Genomic DNA, 17,751 nt, shown 5'->3' with positions numbered 1-17,751 from the left:
GCCCATGCCGCTCACTGGCCCCTCGCTGGGAATGCTGCGCGTCCTGCTGGTGGAAGACTCCCCCGAGGACGCCGAACTGATGTGCGAGCAGATGCTCGATGCCGGGCTTGAGGCCAGCTTCGAGCGGGTGGAGAGTGCCGGCGAGCTGCGCGAAGCGCTGGCCCGGTTCGCCCCGGACATCGTGCTGTCGGACCTGGCCATGCCCGGTTTTTCCGGCAACGAGGCGCTGCAGATCGTGCGCGGCTGGCACCCGGACGTGCCCTTCATCTTCGTGTCCGGCACGATGGGTGAGGAAAACGCGGTGGCCGCGCTGCACCAGGGCGCCAACGACTACATCATCAAGCACCAGCCGGCGCGCCTGCCGTCCGCGGTGGCCCGCGCGGTGCGTGAGTCGCGCAGCACGATCGACCGCCAGCGGGTGGAAGCCGAACTGATGCGCGCGCAGCGCCTGGAGAGCCTGTCGCTGCTGGCCGCCGGGCTCAGCCACGACCTGCGCAACATCCTGCAGCCGCTGCTGATCATGCCGGACCTGCTCAAGGCGCGCACCGATGACCCGCAGCTGCACCACCTGGCCGACATCATCGCCGAGTGCGGCCGGCGCGGGCACGAGATGGCCGAGTCGATGCTGTCCTTCGTGCGCGGCTCGCGCAAACCCAGCGAGCAGATCTGCATCGCCCACCTGTTCGAGGCGGTGGAGCTGCTGTTGCGCAGCAACCTGCCGGACAAGGTGAGCCTGCACCTGGACGTGGCCGACGACGGCCTGGGCGTGGATGCCAACTACACCGAACTGCAGCAGGTGCTGCTGAACCTGTCGTTGAACGCGATCCAGGCCATGCCCAATGGCGGTCGCCTGACCCTGCGCGCCGCCGCCGATCGCGATGGCCAGGGCGAGGACTGGCTGCGCATCTCGGTGACCGACGAAGGCACCGGGATGAGCGCCGATACCCTGTCGCACCTGTTCAATCCGTTCTTCACCACCAAGGCCAATGGCACCGGGCTTGGGCTGATCTCGTGCAAGCGCATCATCGAAGGCGCGCGTGGCAGCATCCACGTGGACAGCACGGTGGGGGTGGGGACGCGGTTCGACCTGCTGCTGCCGATGCAGGAGGTGGGGGCGGACAGCGAAGCGGTGGACCAGCCGATTGCCGCCGGTACCGGCCAGTCGATCCTGGTGGTGGATGGCGAAGCCACGCGGCTGTCGCTGCTGGGCAACGCGCTGTCCAGCCAGGGCTACCACCTGCAGCTGGCCTCCGATGGTGCCGCCGCGCTGCGCTGGATGCAGCAGGAGGCAATGCCGGCGCTGGTGATCGCCGATGCCGGGTCCAAGCTGCTCTCGGCCAGCCACCTGCTGGGCGAGATGGCCGCCCTGGGCTTCCGCGGTCCGGCGCTGGTGCTGGAGGAGGCGGACGTCACCGTGCCGCTGGCGGTATTTCCGCCGATGATCAACGTGCACGTGCTGCGCAAGCCGCTGGAGATGCAGCAGGTGTTCCGCTCGGTCGCCGAGGCGCTGGAAACCGCCTGATCCCCACAAGGTGATGCCGGCCAACGGCCGGCGTTACCGGGTCAGCGTTCCCAGGGAAACGCCGGCAGGCTGGCGACGGCCTGCTCCAGCTTGTGCGACCAGCTGCCGTGGATTTCCGCATACAGCGGGCTGTCGCCGGCCAGGCGCATGCGCTGGCTGATGCGCAGGTCGCCCTTGCGGATCAGCACCAGGTCCACCGGCAGCCCTACCGACAGGTTGGAGCGGATGGTCGAGTCCAGCGACACGATCGCGGTGCGCGCGGCGTCTTCCAGTCGCGTCGGCGGGCGGATGATGCGGTCCAGGATCGGTTTGCCGTACTTGGACTCGCCGATCTGCAGGAACGGCGTCTCCGGCGAGGCGGCGATCGCGTTGCCCAGCGGGTAGATCATGTACATGCCGGGCTGCTCGCCGCCGACCTGGCCGCCGAGGATCAGCGTGGCCTGGGTGTTGACCCCGTCGTGGCCGTGCTCGGGCGTGCTGCTCTTGACCTGGCTGTCCACCAGGATGCGCCCCACGTACTCGGCCACCTCGAACAGGTGCCGGTAGGCGCGCAGGTTCTGCTCGCGGCCTTCTTCCACGTCGCGGCGCAGCCGCGAGACCAGCAGCTGGGTGGTGGCCAGGTTGCCGGCGGCCATGATCACGAAGGCGGCCTGCCCGGGAAACTCGAATTCGTGCAGCTTGCGATGCACGCGGACGTCGTCCAGCGACGCGTTGGTACGGGTATCGGCGGCGAAGACCAGGCCCTCGTCCACCTCGATGCCGACGCAATAGGTCATGTCGGTGTCCTATGATGTGCACCCCGATTCTATGCGGAGGCCCTGTTGGCCCCGTGTGGATTCGCCCCACGCACGCTGAATACCATGACCACTGTGCTCCTGAGCCTGGGCAGCAACCTGCAGCCGCAACAGCATCTTCACGCCGCGGTGGAAGCCCTGCGCGCGCGCTTCGGCGCCATCGCCGTCTCGCCCGCCTACCGCACCGCCGCGGTGGGCTTTGACGGCCCGGACTTCCTCAACAACGCGGTGGCGATCACCACCGACCTGCCGCTCGATGCGCTGGATGCCTGGCTGCATGCGCTGGAAGACGCGCACGGCCGCGATCGCAGCGGCCCGCGCTTCTCCGACCGCACCCTGGACCTGGACGTGGTGTTCTACGGCGACCTGATCGTGGAAGGCCCGGGCCACCTGCGCATCCCGCGCCCGGAGCTCAAGCACGCTTTCGTGCTCAAGCCGCTGGCCGACATCGCGCCGGCATTCATCGACCCGGTCAGCGGGCTGGACCTGGCCACGCTGTGGCGCGCGCATCGCCAGTACGGCGAGCCGTTCGAGACGATGGAGCTGCTGCCCGGGTAACCCGGGCGCGCCGGCCGTTGGCCGCAATGGCGACACTGCCGGGGCATGCAGGCCGGTCCACGGCTGGCATTACGACAGCGTGCGTCCGCCGTCCACGCGCAGGGTGTGCCCGGTGATGAAGGGGGCGTCGGTGACCAGCCAGTACACCGCCTCGGCGATCTCTTCGACCGTGCCGGTGCGCGCCAGCGGGGTGCGCAGCAGCAGCGCCTGCTGGGCGAAATCGTCCTTGCCCTGTTCCGGCCACAGGATCGCGCCCGGTGCCACCGCATTGACCCGCACCTTGGGCGCCAGTTCCAGCGCCAGCGAGCGGGTGATCATTTCCAGCGCGGCCTTGGCCGCGCTGTAGACCGGGTGGTCGCGCATCGGCTGGGTGCCGTGCAGGTCGGTCAGGTTGACGATGCAGCCCAGGTGCCGGCGCAGCTGGGGCGCGGCGGCCTGGGCCAGCAGCAGCGGGGCACGCGCATTGACCGCGAACAGGTCGTCCCAGTGCTCGGCGGTGATCTGGCCGAGCAGAGTGGGGTAGAAGTTGGAGGCGTTGTTGACCAGCGCATCCAGCCGCCCGAACTGGGCCACGGTCTGTTCGACCAGGTCGGGAATGGCCGCTGCGTCGCGCAGGTCTGCCTGCAGGGCCAGCACGCTGCCGGGGCGCAGCATGTCCAGGTCGAAGGCCATCTGCTGCAGTTCGGCGGTGGAGGTGTGGGCGTGCAGCACCACCGACCACCCGCAGGCATGGAACTGGCGGGCGATCGCCGCGCCGATCCGGCGCGCGCTGCCGGTGATCAGCACGACGGGTGCGGTATCGGTCATCGGGGGTACTCCCTGCTCGGCTATGCTGTGCATTGTCACCGCAATCGCCTGCACCATGCATTCCCCACTGCCCACCCCCGATTCCGACGCCCTGGCCCACAGCGACCAGTTGGCCGCGGCGCTGCGCGCCGAGATCCTCGCCAATGGCGGTGCCATGCCGTTCGCCCGCTTCATGGAGCTGAGCCTGTACACGCCGGGGCTGGGCTACTACAGCGCCGGTGCCAGCAAGTTCGGTGAATCCGGCGATTTCACCACCGCGCCGGAGCTGGGGCCGCTGTTTGCGGCGACGCTGGCCAACGCGATCGCGCCGGTGATGCAGCAGCTGGGCCCGCAGGCCCGCTTCATGGAACTGGGCGGCGGTAGCGGTGCGTTCGCCGAGGTGATGCTCAAGCGCATGCTCGAGCTGGACGCGCTGCCCGAACGCTACGCGATCCTGGAGCCCAGCGCGGACCTGCGCGAGCGCCAGCGCGAACGCCTGGAGAAGGCGCTGATCGGGCCGGTGTTCGAGCTGGTGGAGTGGCTGGACGGGCCGTTCGATGACGACTGGGACGGCATCGTGTTCGCCAACGAGGTGATCGATGCACTGCCCACGCCGCGCTTCCTGGCGCGCGATGGGATGGTCTACGAGGAAACCGTGGAGCTGGATGCCGACGGTGCCTTCATCCGCGGCGCGCAGCCGGCCGATGCGATGCTCAGCGCGGCGGTGCGCCACGTCGAGCAGTATCGCGAACGGCCATTCGCCGACGGCTACCGCTCCGAGCTGCTGCCGCAGCTGCCGTACTGGATCCAGGCCGTGGCCGGCGGCATGCAGCGTGGCGCGATGCTGTTCATCGACTACGGCTACCCGCGCACGGAGTACTACCAGGACGAGCGCGACGATGGCACGGTGCGCGCGTTCTACCGCCACCAGGTGCACAACGACCTCTACCGCTGGCCCGGCCTGCAGGACCTGACCGCGTCGGTGGACTTCACCGCGCTGGCCGAGGCCGGCACCGGAGCCGGCTTCGAGATCGCCGGCTACTGCACCCAGGCCAGCTTCCTGCTGGGCAACGGGCTGGACGCGCTGTTGCAGAAGGCCGAGGCGCGGGTGGACGAATTCGGCCAGGTGCGCCTGCGCGACCAGGTCAAGAAGCTCACCCTGCCCACCGGCATGGGCGAGCGCTTCCAGGTGATGGGCTTCCAGCGCGACGTGGATTTCGAGCCTGCGTTCACCCTCGGCGACCTGACCTGGCGCCTCTGAGATGACCCCGACAGGGATGTTGAAGCCGCTGCGCTGGCCGCGCTTCTGGCTGGGCCTGTGGTGGCTGGCGATCGCGGTGACGATCACCGTCTGCCTGATTCCGCCGCCGCCGCTGGACCTGCCGCCGAACAGCGACAAGGTCGAGCATTTCCTGGCCTACTTCGTGCTGGCCGGTGCGGCGGTACAGATCTACCGCACCCGCGCGGCCCTGCTGTGGGCCGCCGCGGGCCTGGTCGGGTTGGGGATCGGCATCGAGTTCCTGCAGGCGGCATTGACCGACAACCGCATGGCCGACGCGATGGACGCGTTGGCCAACAGCATCGGCGTGCTCGCCGGCATGGCGCTCGCGTTCACCCCGCTGCGCGACCTGCTGCTGCGCCTGCGCGGATAAACGGCCGGTAGGGCCGGCCCAGGGCCGGCAACCACAGCATGTCGGATTCACGGGGCGCCGGCCCGCGGCCGGCGCCTCCACCGGTCTTCAGCGCGGCACCAGCGTCAGCGTATCCAGCACCCACATCGTCGGCCGCGTATCCCCGGTGAAGCGCACGCACAGATCCTGCGTCCCCTTCACCGATCGCGGCAGGGCTGCGTCCAGCGTGATGAACCCGTCCGCCCCCGGCTTGGCCGGCAGCTTCACCGTGGCCAGCGGCGTGCCATCGCAGTTTCCGTTGAGTACGTCCATCTCGCCATGCGCACTGCGTGCGGGGCTGAACGTGCGTTGCGGTTCGTCGTGGGCCAACTGGAAGTAGTACGGAATCTGGCCGGCACGCACGCGCAGTCTGGCGATGCCGTCCACATCGGCGTCCTTCCACAGCCAGCACGGGTTGAAGATGTTCACGTTGAAGATCGCACGCTCGCCATCGGCCGGGCCGTCGTCTTCCAGGCGCAGCAGCAGCTTGCCTTCGCCCGGGCACATCGCCAGCTGCTGGTCGTTGCGGCTCAGCAGCGACGTCGCGCTGAGCTCGAAGCGGCTGGCCGCGCTGGCCAGCGGCTGCCCGTTGAAGAACGTCGCCGCCTGCAGCTTGACCGGCAGCGGCTGGGTCAGCGGCGTGCTGTAGCGCGGCGACTGCGCGGTGACCGGGCTGCCATCGGTGCTGTAGCGGACCTCGTAGTTGAGCGGGGTGCGCAGCGTCAACGTGGCGGTGCCGGCCTTGCGGTCGTCGTGGCTGTCCAGTTCCACCTGGAACGGGGTCTGCGCGTAGGCCACGCCCATCGCCTGCCAGCGCTGCAGCTGGCTGGGCAGCCGGGCCAGGAAATCGGCGTAATCGCGGCGCTCGCGCGGCGACCAGCCGGTCTCGGCCACGGCCGCCAGCCGCGGGAACAGGTTGTGCTGCAGGCGCGCGTAGCTGCGCGTGTGCTCGGTGAACATATTCGCCTGCAGGCCGAGGATGTGCTGTTGCTTGTCGCGGGCCAGCGCATCGGGTACCGGCTCGAAGCCGTACACGCGGCCGAGCGGGGTCGTCAGCGGACGGCCCGGCGGTTCGTTGTCCGAGGGGGTCTGCAGGTAGTCCATGTACATGTCGGTGACCGGCGACATCACCACGTCATGGCCTTCGCTGGCCGCCTTCAGGCCGCCGTCGGTGCCGCGCCAGGACATCACCGTGGCCTCCGGCGGCAGGCCGCCTTCGAGGATCTCGTCCCAGCCGATCAGGCGGCGGTCGTGCTGCTCCAGGAAGGTTTCCAGGCGCTTGATGAGGTGGCTCTGCATCTCCATTTCATTGCCGGCGCCCACCTCGCGCATGCGCGCCTGCACCCGCGCCGATGCTTCCCACTGGTCCTTGACCGCTTCGTCGCCGCCGACGTGCACGTACTTGGCCGGGAACAGGGTGATCACTTCTTCCAGCACGTTCTCCAGGAACTGGAAGGTGCTTTCCTCGGTGTTGAACAGGTTGGGGAACACGCCCCATTCGCTGAGCGGCTTCAGCGGGGTGTCCAGCGTGCCCAGTTCGGGATACGCGGCGATCGCGGCGGTGGCATGGCCCGGCACGTCGATCTCCGGGATCACCTGGATGTGGCGCGCGGCGGCATAGGCGATCACCTCGCGGATCTGGTCCTGGGTGTAGAAGCCGCAGTACGGCCGCTCCGCGCCGGTGACCGGGTCGCGGCCGCCATCGCCGGCGGGGATGCGGCAACTGCCGACCGCGGTCAGCTTCGGGTAGCGCTTGATCTCCATGCGCCAGCCCTGGTCATCGGTGAGATGCCAATGGAAGGTGTTGAGCTTCTGTTCGGCCATCGCGTCGAGCACGCGTTTGATCTCGTCCAGGCTCTGGAAATGGCGGGCCGAATCGAGCATCAGCCCGCGCCAGCTGAAACGGGGTGCGTCGTCGATGCGCAGCGCCGGCAGCACGCCGTTGCCGCCGCCGCTGAGCAGCTGGGACAGCGTGGCGGCGCCATAGAACAGGCCGGCCTCGGTGGCCGCCCGCACGGTGGCGCCGTTGCTCTGGGAACGCAGCTGGTAGCCCTCGGCACCGGTCTTCAGCGACGGGTCCAGCACGAAGGCGATGCCGTGCGTGCCGCGCCCGGGTGTGATCTGCAGGGCCGGGCCGCCGCTGTTGCGCAGCAGGGTGGTGAACTGGCCCGCCACGCGCTGCGCGGCCTCGCCGCTGGCCCACACCGGGGTGCTTGCGCGCACGTTGAAGGCGGCGCCGTCGAGGCGTTCCACCTTGGCCGGCGCCGGGATCAGCGGGAGCGAAGCGGGCAGCGCGCGTGGGCCGTCGGCGGCCTGCGCATCGGTGGCATGCGCGCGCGGTGCCAGGGACAGGGCCAGTGCGAAGGAGAGCAGTGACAGCGAGGTACGACGGGTGCGGGTATGCATCGGGTCATTCCTGTGGTGCGAATCGGATTCCACCTGTAAAAACGGGCCCGGAGGTCCGGGCCCGTCGTTCAGGCGTTCAGCATAGTGCTATGGCGATCAGAACTTGAAGTGCACCGTGGCCATGTAGCGGCGGCCGCTCTTGTAACGCGAGGCCAGGTGGTCCTTGTCGCCCAGGTACTGGAAATATTCTTCGTTGAGCAGGTTCTGCGCGTCCAGCGTCAGCGACCAGTTCTCGTTGAAGGTGTAGCCGAAGCTGGCGCCCAGCTCGGCGTAGTCGTCCACGCTGGCCGGTGCCGAGCCTGCGACGTAGCCGCCGGCCAGGTAGCTGTCACGCCAGTTGTAGGTCAGGCGTGCGTTGATCGGGCCCTTCTCGTAGTACGGACTGAACGCGACCGAGTTGCGCGACTGGTAGGGCAGCGCATCGCCGGAGTTGTTCTCACCGTTGGCGTAGGTGTAGTTGGCGGTCAGGCCGAAGCCGCTCTCGCCGAAGGGCTGCTGGTAGCTGAGGTTGAAGCCCTTGACGTGGCCGCTGCCGGCGTTGCGCGGACGCTGGATGCTGTAGTCGCAGTAGCCGTCGGCGGCGCAGCCGTTGGTGCCCACGATGTTGGCCCAGGTGGCCGGCGAGGTGTCGCGGATCGAGTTGTACTGGCGTTCGGTGACCGCGCTGGTATCGATGTAGTTGTCGATCTTCTTGTAGAACAGCGACCAGGCCACCACCGACTGCGGGGCGAAGTAGTACTCGGCCGACAGGTTGTAGTTCCAGGATTCGTACGGCGACAGGGCCGCGTTGCCGCCGCTGCCGGTCAGGGTGGTGTCGTTGAGGAAGGTGTTGTTCACCATCTGGTTGTACGGGGCCCAGGCGATGACCTTGCTGGCGCCGAAGCGGAACACCCAGTCACTGTCGGTGTCGTACACCAGGTTGACCGACGGCAGCAGGAAGTCTTCCTTCTTGGTCTGCGTCTGCCACTTGCTGTCCAGGTCGGTCAGGGTCGGGGTGCCGCCGTAGACGAAGCCGCTGCCGGCGGTCTTGGAATCCACGTAGCGCACGCCGACGTTGCCGCGCACCGGGCCGTTGGAGAAATTCAACTGCGCGTAGGCGGCGTTGTTGGTCTGCTCCAGCGCCCAGCTGTTGTTGAGGTAGCTGGCCGGATCCGGGTTGGCGTAGTCCAGCGGGCTGCCCTTGACCCAGTTCAGCACGTTGTCGCGGCCCACCTGCACGTGGCGGCCCTGGCCGTCGCTGAAGCCCTGGATGTCGGTCAGGCCGATGGTGCCGACGTCGGCCAGGGTGCCCGGGCGCACGCCGCCGTACACGTTGAGGTCGAAGCTTTCTTCATGCTTGCCGTGGCGCACGCCGAACTGCAGCTGGTTGAAGATGCTGTCGAACTGCACGTTGAAGTCCAGCTGTGCGTAGGTGTCCTTGCTGTCGGTGGAGAAGATGCCGTTGTTGCCGAACCAGCCACCGGCCGAGCCCCAGTTGGCCGGGTTGCGGGCCGCGTCGGGGTTGTCGAAGGTGATGCCCTTGTCCAGGTTCCAGCTGAAGCCACCGTTGTAGAACGGTTCGATGAAGTACTGGGCCAGGTCCTTGTTCTCGGACTTGCTCTGGCCCACCTGGCCGCTGATGCCCCAGCCGTCGCCCTTCCACGCGCCACGCAGGTCAAGGCCCTTGGTGGTCACTTCGGATTCGCGCACGTTGTTGTCGTAGATCACCGTGCCGCTGTTGGCCGTCGCGCTGGCGTTGGAGTGGCCGCTGTTGACCACGCCGTTGCGCACGTCGCCGAGCTGGTTGACCGCACCGACGGTGCCCGGGTTCCAGGTCAGGAAGGAGTACATCGACTGGTTGTAGTTGTCGAAGTTTTCCTTGATGTACAGGCCGCTCAGGTTGAACTCGAGTTCGTCGGTCGGCTTGAACTGCAGGTTGACCACGGCGCTGTCGCGCTTGCGGTCCTGCTGGAACCACGCGGCGTTGACCGAGTTGGGCACGTCCGCGTTGGGGTCCACGCCCGGCGCGTTGGTGAAGGTGGAGGCCTTGGCGTAGCCGAACACTTCCATGCCCTGGCGGTCCACGCGCTCTTCATAGTGCTGCGCGGCGACGTTGATGCCGAAGGTTTCGTCGGTGTTCTTCCAGCTGTAGATGGCCGAGGCGTTCGGCTTGCCCTTGCTGGCCTGGTCGCTGTAGCTGTAACCCACCGAGGCGGCCACTTCATTGGCGCGCATGTCCAGCGGCTGGCGGGTGTGCATCAGGATGGTGCCGCCCAGGCTGCCTTCGGTCAGGCGCGCTTCGGAGGACTTGATGACTTCCATGCGGCCCAGGATCAGCGGCGACAGCAGGGTGTAGTCGAAGCCGCGGTTGGGCTGCTCGCCGTACAGCCAGATCGCCTGCGCGACCGGGTGGCCGTCCAGGAAGGACAGGTTGAGGCTGGGATCGGTGCCGTCGATGCTGACCCGCTCACCCTGGCCGAAGCGACGGTCCAGCGAGATGCCGGGCAGCTGCGACAGCGCCTCGGCCACGTTGGTGCTGGGGAACTTGCCGATGTCCTCGGCGGTGATCGCCTCGGAGACGGTCACGTTGTTGCGCTTGGTGTCCAGCGACTTTTCCAGGCTGGCGCGGATGCCGACGACGCTGACCGTGTCCAGGTCGGTCGGGGTGGTGGAGGTTTCCTGCGCCTGCGCGCCGAACACCAGACAGCTGAAAATGGCTGCCGAAAGCAGACTCTTGCGGTGGTTCATGATGTCTCTCCTCATCAATCCGATGGTTCGCCGGCGACGGCGTGTGTCTTCGTGCGTCTGGTACGACTTTGCCGCGCGTCCCTGACCGGGGGCGCGCCATGGGTGCCACGTACTGCGTGTTGCTTGCCCGGCGCGCCGTCAGGCGTTCGGGTGGTCCCTATGTCCCAGGTACCAGCTGGCGGCGCCGATGACGCCCAGCTGCCCGTGCTCGACCACCTTCACGGGAATGCGTTCCAGCGCTTCGCGCATCGGGCCCTTGTTGAGGTACCGGGACACGAACGTGCTGTTCAACAGGAATTCGCGGATCTGCGGCAGGATGCCGCCGGCCAGGTACACCCCACCGGTGACGCCGTACTGCAGGGCCATGTCGCCGATGGTGCTGCCGAGCAGGCCGCAGAAGACCTCCAGGCTCAGGCGCGCGCTCGGGTCCTGGTCGGCCATCGCCGCGGCGGTGACCGCATCGGGCGTGGTCAGCGTGGGCGTCTGCCCGTCCAGCGCGCACAGCGCGCGATACAGGTTCATCAGCCCGGGGCCGGACAACGCGTGCTCCACCGAGACGTGCGCATGCTCGCGCTGCATCTGGCGCACGATCGCCATTTCCAGTTCGGTGGTGCTGGCCAGGGTGGGCTGGCCGGCCTCGGTGGCCAGGACCACCGCGCCATGAGAGGTGGGGATCCAGACCGCCGCACCCAGCCCGGTGCCGGGGCCGACCACCAGGGTGGGACCGCGCGGGGCCGTGGCCGGGCCGGTCAACTGCAGCACGCCGCTGGCATCGACCTGGGCGGCGGCGTAGGCCACCGCTTCGAAATCATTGACGATGTAGACCTGCTCCAGGCCGACATCCTGCTCGATCCGGCGCGCCGACAGCGGCCAGGGCACGTTGGCGGTGATCACCGTGCCGTCTTCGCGCGCCACGCCAGCGGTGGCCACCACGCAGTGCGCCGGGCGCGGGCCACTGCCGAGGAACTCGGCCAGGATGGCGCTCAGGCCGGGGTAATCGGCATTGCGGAACTTGCGGTACTCCAGCAACTGCACCGGATGGTCCGGGTCCAGGCCGGCCTGCACCCTGGCGACGCGGACATGCGTACCCCCCACGTCGGCGGCCAGGAACGGCGGCACCGCATGGGGCAGGGCATGGGCCGGTACAGAGTGGGCGGCTGCGATCACACGGGCTCCCTTGGGTATGCACGACCGGTCTGACCCGGCGATTGAGGCGGAGTCTGTAATCGTTCTGACAACGATGTCAACGATAACCTCACACTTTCGATGTTGCGCCGCAGCGGCCAGTGCCGCAGGAAAACGTTTCCAGCCACGGCCCGCCATGTTTCTGCACACCGCCCGAAAGGGGTGACGTAGCGGCCGCAAGGCGTGGCGGGGCGTGCAATCTGCGCAGGTGCAACATCCCCGAACCAGCGGCGGCGACGAAAACCGGTTGTTGACAAACCCGCAGGCGGCGACGAATAAATGTGACAACGTTGTTCCCAGTCACTCTTCCGACGCCGCCTGGCGCCGTCGATGCAGGAGCTCTCTTGATGTCTGCCGTGCCTGCTGCCTCCGCGCGTTCGAGCGTGCTCACCTCGATCCTGATCATCGGCGTGCTGTTCTTCCTGATCGGCTTCTTCACCTGGCTCAACGGGCCGCTGATCACCTTCGTCAAGCTCGCCTTCGAGCTGGACGAGGTCGGTGCCTTCCTTGTGCTGATGGTGTTCTACCTCTCCTATTTCTTCCTGGCGCTGCCGGCCTCCTGGATCCTCAAGCGCACCGGCATGAAGAAGGGCCTGAGCCTGAGCCTGCTGGTGATGGCGGTCGGCGCGGTGGTCTTCGCCCACTTCGCGCAGCAGCGCTGGTACCCCGGTGCGCTCAGCGGCCTGTTCATCATCGGCAGCGGCCTGGCCCTGCTGCAGACCGCGGTCAACCCGTACATCAGCATCCTCGGCCCGATCGAAACCGCGGCCCGGCGCATCGCGCTGATGGGGATCTGCAACAAGATCGCCGGCATGCTCGCCCCGGTGTTGATCGGGACGCTGGTGCTGCACGGCATCGGCGACCTGGACGCGCAGGTGAAGGCGGCCGATGCGGCGGCCAGGACGGTGCTGCTCAACGACTTCGCCGCCAAGATCCAACTGCCGTACATGGCCATGGCCGGGCTGCTGGTGGTGCTGGCCGTCGGCGTGCTGTTCTCGCCGCTGCCCGAGCTGAAAACGTCTGAAGCCAATGCCACCCCGGCCCGCGCGCCGGGGGTGGCCGAGCGCACCAGCATCTTCCAGTTCCCGCACCTGTGGCTGGGCGTGCTGTGCCTGTTCGTATACGTCGGCGTGGAAGTGATGGCCGGCGATGCGATCGGCACCTACGGCCACGGCTTCGGCCTGCCGCTGGACCAGACCAAGATGTTCACCTCGATCACCCTGGGCGCGATGCTGCTGGGCTACCTGGTCGGCCTGGCGCTGATCCCGCACCGGGTCTCGCAGTCGCGTTACCTGAGCATTTCCGCCGTGCTCGGCGTGCTGTTCTGCATCGGCGCGCTGCTCACCCACGGCTATGTGTCGGTCGGTTTCGTGGCCGCGCTGGGCTTTGCCAACGCCATGATGTGGCCGGCGATCTTCCCGCTGGCCATCCGCGGGCTGGGCCGCTTCACCGAGACCGGCTCGGCCCTGCTGGTGATGGCCATCGCCGGTGGCGCGATCATTCCCCAGCTGTTTGCCGTGCTCAAGCAGCACGTCGACTTCCAGTGGGTGTTCGCCGGGCTGATGGTGCCCTGCTACCTGTACATCCTGTTCTACTCGGTGCGCGGCCACCGGGTGGGGCTGTCCCGCGACGGGCAGTGATCGGCGATCATGGACGTCCAACGGGATCCGCAGGAAAAGAGCATGCGCAGAGCGACCATCAAGGATGTCGCCGAACGGGCCAAGGTGTCACTGAAGACCGTCTCGCGCGTCATCAACAATGAGCCCTCGGTCATGCAGGCCACCCGTGCGCGGGTGCTGCGGGCGATCGCCGAGCTGGACTACGAGCCCGATCCGGCCGCGCGCAACCTGCGCACCGGCACCACGCTGGTGGTGGGGCTGGTCTACGACAACCCCAACCCGTACCACATCATCGGCGTGCAGAACGGCGTGCTGGCCGCCTGCCGCGAGACCGGGTTCGGCCTGCAGATCCATCCCTGCGATTCGAGCTCGCCGATGCTGGCCGAAGAGCTGGCCGACTGGGTGCAGCGTTCGCGCCTGGCCGGGCTGGTGCTGACCGCGCCGATGTCCGAACGCGCCGATTTGGTGGCGGCGCTCACCGCACGCGGCATCAAGCTGGTGCGGATCATCGCCGCCACCGCCGACCCCGAAGACGGCGCGTGCGTGTTCGTCGACGACCGCGAGGCCGCCTATGAAATCACCGAGCACCTGATCCAGCTTGGCCACCTGCGCATCGGCTTCCTCTGGGGCGGCAGTTCGCACCGCTCCAGCGGCGAGCGCTACGCCGGTTATGAAGCGGCATTGCGCGACTACGGCATGAGCATCGACAAGCATCTGGTGGTGCAGGGCGATTACACCTTCGACGATGGCTTCCGTGGCGCGCGCCGGCTGCTGGCGCTGCGCGAGCCACCGACGGCGATCTTCGGCTCCAACGATGAGATCGCCGCCGGCGTGCTGGCGGCGGCCAAGTCGGCGGGCATGAACGTGCCCTACGACCTGTCCATCGCCGGCTTCGAGGACAGCCCGTTCTCGCGCCAGTCGTGGCCACCGCTGACCACCGCCAAGCAGGCCACCGAAGACATCGCCCGGCATGCCGCGCGCCTGCTGATCGCGCAGCTGCGCAGCGATGCCTACGACGACGCGCCATTGCAGCTGCAGAACCAGGGCTTCGTCCCGCAGCTGGTGGTGCGCGGATCCACCGCACCGATGCGCCCGCAGGGCACGCGCCCTCCTTCTCCTGAAACCACCTGAGTCCCGCATGTCCCTGCCTGCCCCCCACGACACCCTGATGTACCGCGAAGCCGCGGAAGCCGCCGACGTGATCGCCGCGCAGTTCGCGCGCAACCAGGTCGCGGTGGAGACCCTGGCCGCCAGCCTGCGCGCGGCGCCGCCGCCGTTCGTGGTGACCTGCGCGCGGGGCAGCTCGGACCATGCCGCCACCTACGCCAAGTATTTGCTGGAGACCCGGCTCGGCCTGGTCACCGCATCGGCCTCGCCGTCGGTGGGTTCGGTCTACGAAGCCCCGCTGAAGCTGCGCGGCGCGCTGTACATCGTGATTTCGCAGTCGGGCAAGAGCCCGGACCTGCTGCGCAACGCCGAGGCCGCACGCGCGGCCGGCGCGCGCGTGGTGGCCCTGGTCAACGTGGAGGATTCGCCGCTGGCGCAGCTGGCCGAAACGGTGATTCCGCTGGGGGCAGGCGCCGAGCGCAGCGTCGCGGCGACCAAGAGCTACCTGGCTTCGCTGTCGGCGATCCTGCAACTGGTGGCCTACTGGACCCAGGACGCGGCGCTGATCGCCTCGCTGCGCGCACTGCCCGACGCGCTGCGGCAGGCCTGGGACAGCGACTGGTCCGCGCTCACCGACGGCCTGGTGCCGGCGCACAACCTGTTCGTGCTCGGCCGCGGCCTGGGCCTGGGCGCGGCGCAGGAGGCGGCGCTCAAGTTCAAGGAAACCTGCGGCCTGCATGCCGAGGCCTACAGCTCGGCCGAAGTGAAGCACGGCCCGATGGCGCTGGTCGGTCCCGGCTTCCCGGTGCTGGCCTTCGCCCAGCCCGATGAAACCGGGGCGGGCACCCGCGCGGTGCTGCAGGAGTTCGGCGCACGCGATGCGCAGGTGTGGCTGGCCGACGTCGGCGGCGACCTGCCGCTGCCGGTGGCGCCGCACCCGGCGTGCGCGCCGCTGCTCACCGTGCAGGCGTTCTATCGCGCCATCAACGCATTGGCCCTGCGCCGGGGGCACAACCCCGACCTGCCGCCGCATCTGAACAAGGTAACGGAAACCGTCTGATGAAAACCGTGCTGCGCAACGCCCGCATCCTGGCGGGCGACGAGTTCCGCGACGACCTCGCGGTGGTGATCGAGGACGGCCGGATCACCGCGCTGCTCTCCGACGCGGCCCCGCAGCTGGGCAGCGCCGATGAACAGATCGACCTGGGCGGCGGCTGGCTGCTGCCGGGCTTCATCGATGCCCAGGTCAACGGCGGCGGCGGCGTGCTGTTCAACAACACGCCGGACGTGGACAGCCTGCGCACGCTGGCCGCCGCGCACCGCCGCTTCGGCACCACCGGCCTGCTGCCCACCCTGATCAGCGACGATGCGCAGGTGATGCGCCGCGCGATCGATGCCACCCGCGCTGCGATCGCGCAGGGCGTGCCCGGCGTGCTCGGCATCCACCTCGAAGGCCCGTACATCGCGCCAGCGCGCAAGGGCACCCACGACGCCAACAAGTTCCGCGTGCCCGATGCCGACGAGATCGCGATGGCGGCCTCGCTCGACAATGGCGTCACCCTGCTCACGCTGGCCCCGGAGCGGGTGCCGCTGGAGAGCATCCGCGCGCTGGTCGAGCGTGGCGTGATCGTCGCCGCCGGCCACACCGCGGCCAGTTACGAAGAAGCACGCGCCGGGCTGGATGCCGGCATCCGCGGCTTCACCCACCTGTACAACGCGATGTCGCCGCTGACCGGGCGCGAGCCGGGGGCGGTGGGCGCGGCGCTGGAAGACCGCGACAGCTGGGTCGGGATCATCGCCGATGGCGTCCACGTGCACCCGGCCAGCCTGCGCGTGGCGCTGGCGGCCAAGCCGCGCGGCAAGGTGATGCTGGTGACCGACGCGATGCCGCCGGTGGGCGCCGACAGTCCGAGCTACGAACTGTATGGAGAAGTGATCACCGCGGTGGACGGGGTGGTGCGCAACGCGGCCGGCTCGCTGGCCGGCTCGGCACTGGACATGGCCACGGCGGTGCGCAACGCGGTGCAGCTGCTCGGCCTGCCACTCAAGGAAGCCGCGCGCATGGCGTCGCGCTACCCGGCGCAGTTCCTCAACCTGGACGATCGCCTGGGCGAGATCGCCGAGGGTTACCAGGCCGACCTGGTGCTGCTCGACGACGCGCTGCAGGTGCGCAGCACCTGGATCGCCGGCCAGCGCGAGGACGCGTGAGCGCGGCCGCATCGCCGCGCATGGGCTCGATCGACGCCCTGCGCGGGCTGACCGTGGCCGCGATGCTGCTGGTCAACAACCCTGGCGACTGGAACCACGTGTATGCGCCGCTGCTGCACGCGGACTGGCATGGGTTCACCCCGACCGACCTGATCTTCCCGCTGTTCCTGTTCATCGCCGGCGTGTCGATGGCCTTCAGCCTGGCCCCGCGTGCCGGTGATGCCAGCCTGCGCCCGGCGCTGCGCAGCGGGCTGCTGCAGCGCGCCCTGCGCATCCTGCTGGCCGGTGCGCTGCTGCACCTGCTGGCCTGGTGGCTGGTCGAGCTGCCGGCGTACCGGCTATGGGGCGTGCTGCAACGGATCGCGCTGTGCGTGGCGGTGATCGGGCTGCTGGCGATCTACACGCGCGCGCGTACGCAGTGGTGGGTCATCGGCGCGCTGCTGGCGGCCTACGCGGCGATCCTGCTCGGGGCCGATTCGCTGGCGCCGTGGGTGAACCCGGCGAGCCGGCTGGATACCGCGTTGTTCGCACCGTTTCTGTACAAGTACGACCCCGTCAGCGGGCTCGGGCATGACCCCGAAGGCCTGCTGAGCAGCCTGGGGGCGCTCGCGACCACGTTGCTGGGCCTGCGCGCGGGCGCCGCGCTGCGTGCGGGGCAGGTGGGCGGCCTGGCCGTGCTGGCGGCGGCCTGCCTGATGCTGGGCGGCGTGGCCAGCCTGTGGCTGCCGCTCAACAAACACCTGTGGACGCCCAGCTTCGTGCTCTGGAGCGGCGGGCTGTCGGTGACTGCGCTGCTGCTGGCGCACCTGCTGATCGATCGCTGGGGTGCCCCGGCGCTGGGCCGACGCTTCGGGGTGAACGCGATTGCCGCCTATCTCGGATCCTCGGCGATGGCCTTGGTGCTGGGTGCGAGCGGTGCCTGGGCGTGGCTGAACCAGGCCGTATCGACGCCGCTGTCGAGTGCGCCCGCGCTCGCCTCCCTGCTGTGTGCGCTGCTGTTCGTGGCCGTGTGGTGGGGCGTGGTGTGGATGCTGGACGCTCGCCGCATGTACCTGAAAATCTAGCGCCCCCCGCGCATCTTTTACCCGACCATCACGGTGCAGCAGTAAAAGTACGGACGCCGGTCTGCGTAGAAGCACTGGGGCCGTTGCCGTACCCCCTCTTGTTGA

The 17,751-nt window shown here is 68.6% G+C and carries 14 protein-coding genes; 9 read left to right on the top strand and 5 right to left on the bottom strand.

The features are described 5' to 3' along the window. Positions 1-4 precede the first annotated feature (4 nt). A complete protein-coding gene (locus AC06FD_RS18060) occupies positions 5-1,522 on the top strand; it encodes an ATP-binding protein (RefSeq protein ID WP_259207775.1) in 1,518 nt (505 codons plus the stop codon). Positions 1,523-1,563: 41 nt separating this feature from the next. Here AC06FD_RS18060 and AC06FD_RS18055 read toward each other — a convergent pair whose 3' ends face one another. Then, positions 1,564-2,298 carry a proteasome-type protease gene (locus AC06FD_RS18055; RefSeq protein ID WP_394164174.1) on the bottom strand — a complete coding sequence of 245 codons (735 nt, stop codon included), beginning with the start codon at positions 2,296-2,298 and terminating at the stop codon, positions 1,564-1,566. Positions 2,299-2,382: 84 nt separating this feature from the next. Here AC06FD_RS18055 and folK point away from each other — a divergent pair, with 84 nt between their 5' ends. After that, a complete protein-coding gene (folK, locus tag AC06FD_RS18050) occupies positions 2,383-2,874 on the top strand; it encodes a 2-amino-4-hydroxy-6-hydroxymethyldihydropteridine diphosphokinase (RefSeq protein WP_259207770.1) in 492 nt (163 codons plus the stop codon). Positions 2,875-2,943: 69 nt separating this feature from the next. Here folK and AC06FD_RS18045 read toward each other — a convergent pair whose 3' ends face one another. Then, positions 2,944-3,681: a pteridine reductase gene (locus tag AC06FD_RS18045; protein ID WP_449335572.1), complete on the bottom strand. Its 738-nt coding sequence runs from the start codon at positions 3,679-3,681 to the stop codon at positions 2,944-2,946. Between the two features lie 55 nt (positions 3,682-3,736). Here AC06FD_RS18045 and AC06FD_RS18040 point away from each other — a divergent pair, with 55 nt between their 5' ends. Beyond that, entirely contained in the window at positions 3,737-4,921 is a 1,185-nt protein-coding gene (locus AC06FD_RS18040) for a class I SAM-dependent methyltransferase (protein WP_259207766.1), read from the top strand. A 1-nt stretch (position 4,922) separates the two neighbouring features. Beyond that, positions 4,923-5,312, top strand: coding sequence for a VanZ family protein (locus AC06FD_RS18035; RefSeq protein ID WP_478078542.1), 390 nt, complete (start codon positions 4,923-4,925; stop codon positions 5,310-5,312). An 87-nt stretch (positions 5,313-5,399) separates the two neighbouring features. On the opposite strand, the gene AC06FD_RS18030 is transcribed toward AC06FD_RS18035, so the two are convergent. From AC06FD_RS18030 to AC06FD_RS18020, 3 genes are all read right to left on the bottom strand, one after another. Beyond that, positions 5,400-7,736 carry a beta-N-acetylhexosaminidase gene (locus tag AC06FD_RS18030; RefSeq protein WP_478078541.1) on the bottom strand — a complete coding sequence of 779 codons (2,337 nt, stop codon included), beginning with the start codon at positions 7,734-7,736 and terminating at the stop codon, positions 5,400-5,402. 96 nt (positions 7,737-7,832) lie between these two features. Then, entirely contained in the window at positions 7,833-10,463 is a 2,631-nt protein-coding gene (locus tag AC06FD_RS18025) for a TonB-dependent receptor (RefSeq protein ID WP_478078540.1), read from the bottom strand. A 138-nt stretch (positions 10,464-10,601) separates the two neighbouring features. Continuing rightward, entirely contained in the window at positions 10,602-11,627 is a 1,026-nt protein-coding gene (locus tag AC06FD_RS18020) for a glucokinase family protein (RefSeq protein ID WP_478078571.1), read from the bottom strand. Between the two features lie 368 nt (positions 11,628-11,995). Here AC06FD_RS18020 and AC06FD_RS18015 point away from each other — a divergent pair, with 368 nt between their 5' ends. The 5 genes from AC06FD_RS18015 to AC06FD_RS17995 are packed head-to-tail and all read left to right on the top strand — an operon-like array spanning position 11,996 to position 17,646. Beyond that, positions 11,996-13,288 carry a sugar MFS transporter gene (locus tag AC06FD_RS18015; protein ID WP_259207759.1) on the top strand — a complete coding sequence of 431 codons (1,293 nt, stop codon included), beginning with the start codon at positions 11,996-11,998 and terminating at the stop codon, positions 13,286-13,288. Between the two features lie 42 nt (positions 13,289-13,330). Continuing rightward, positions 13,331-14,398 (top strand): LacI family DNA-binding transcriptional regulator, encoded by a 1,068-nt coding sequence (locus AC06FD_RS18010; protein ID WP_259207758.1) that lies wholly within the window; start codon positions 13,331-13,333, stop codon positions 14,396-14,398. 7 nt (positions 14,399-14,405) lie between these two features. Then, complete coding sequence (locus tag AC06FD_RS18005; RefSeq protein WP_394164169.1) at positions 14,406-15,434, top strand: SIS domain-containing protein; 1,029 nt, start codon at positions 14,406-14,408, stop codon at positions 15,432-15,434. Beyond that, positions 15,434-16,582, top strand: coding sequence for an N-acetylglucosamine-6-phosphate deacetylase (gene nagA, locus AC06FD_RS18000; RefSeq protein WP_478078539.1), 1,149 nt, complete (start codon positions 15,434-15,436; stop codon positions 16,580-16,582). Before AC06FD_RS18005 ends, nagA begins: the two co-directional genes overlap by 1 nt. Further along, positions 16,579-17,646: an acyltransferase family protein gene (locus AC06FD_RS17995; protein WP_478078538.1), complete on the top strand. Its 1,068-nt coding sequence runs from the start codon at positions 16,579-16,581 to the stop codon at positions 17,644-17,646. The genes nagA and AC06FD_RS17995 overlap by 4 nt, the downstream gene beginning before the upstream one ends. Positions 17,647-17,751 lie beyond the last annotated feature (105 nt).

The sequence above is a fragment of the Stenotrophomonas sp. Steno-Z1 genome (assembly GCF_056393175.1).
This window is presented reverse-complemented; position numbering and strand designations above follow the sequence as displayed.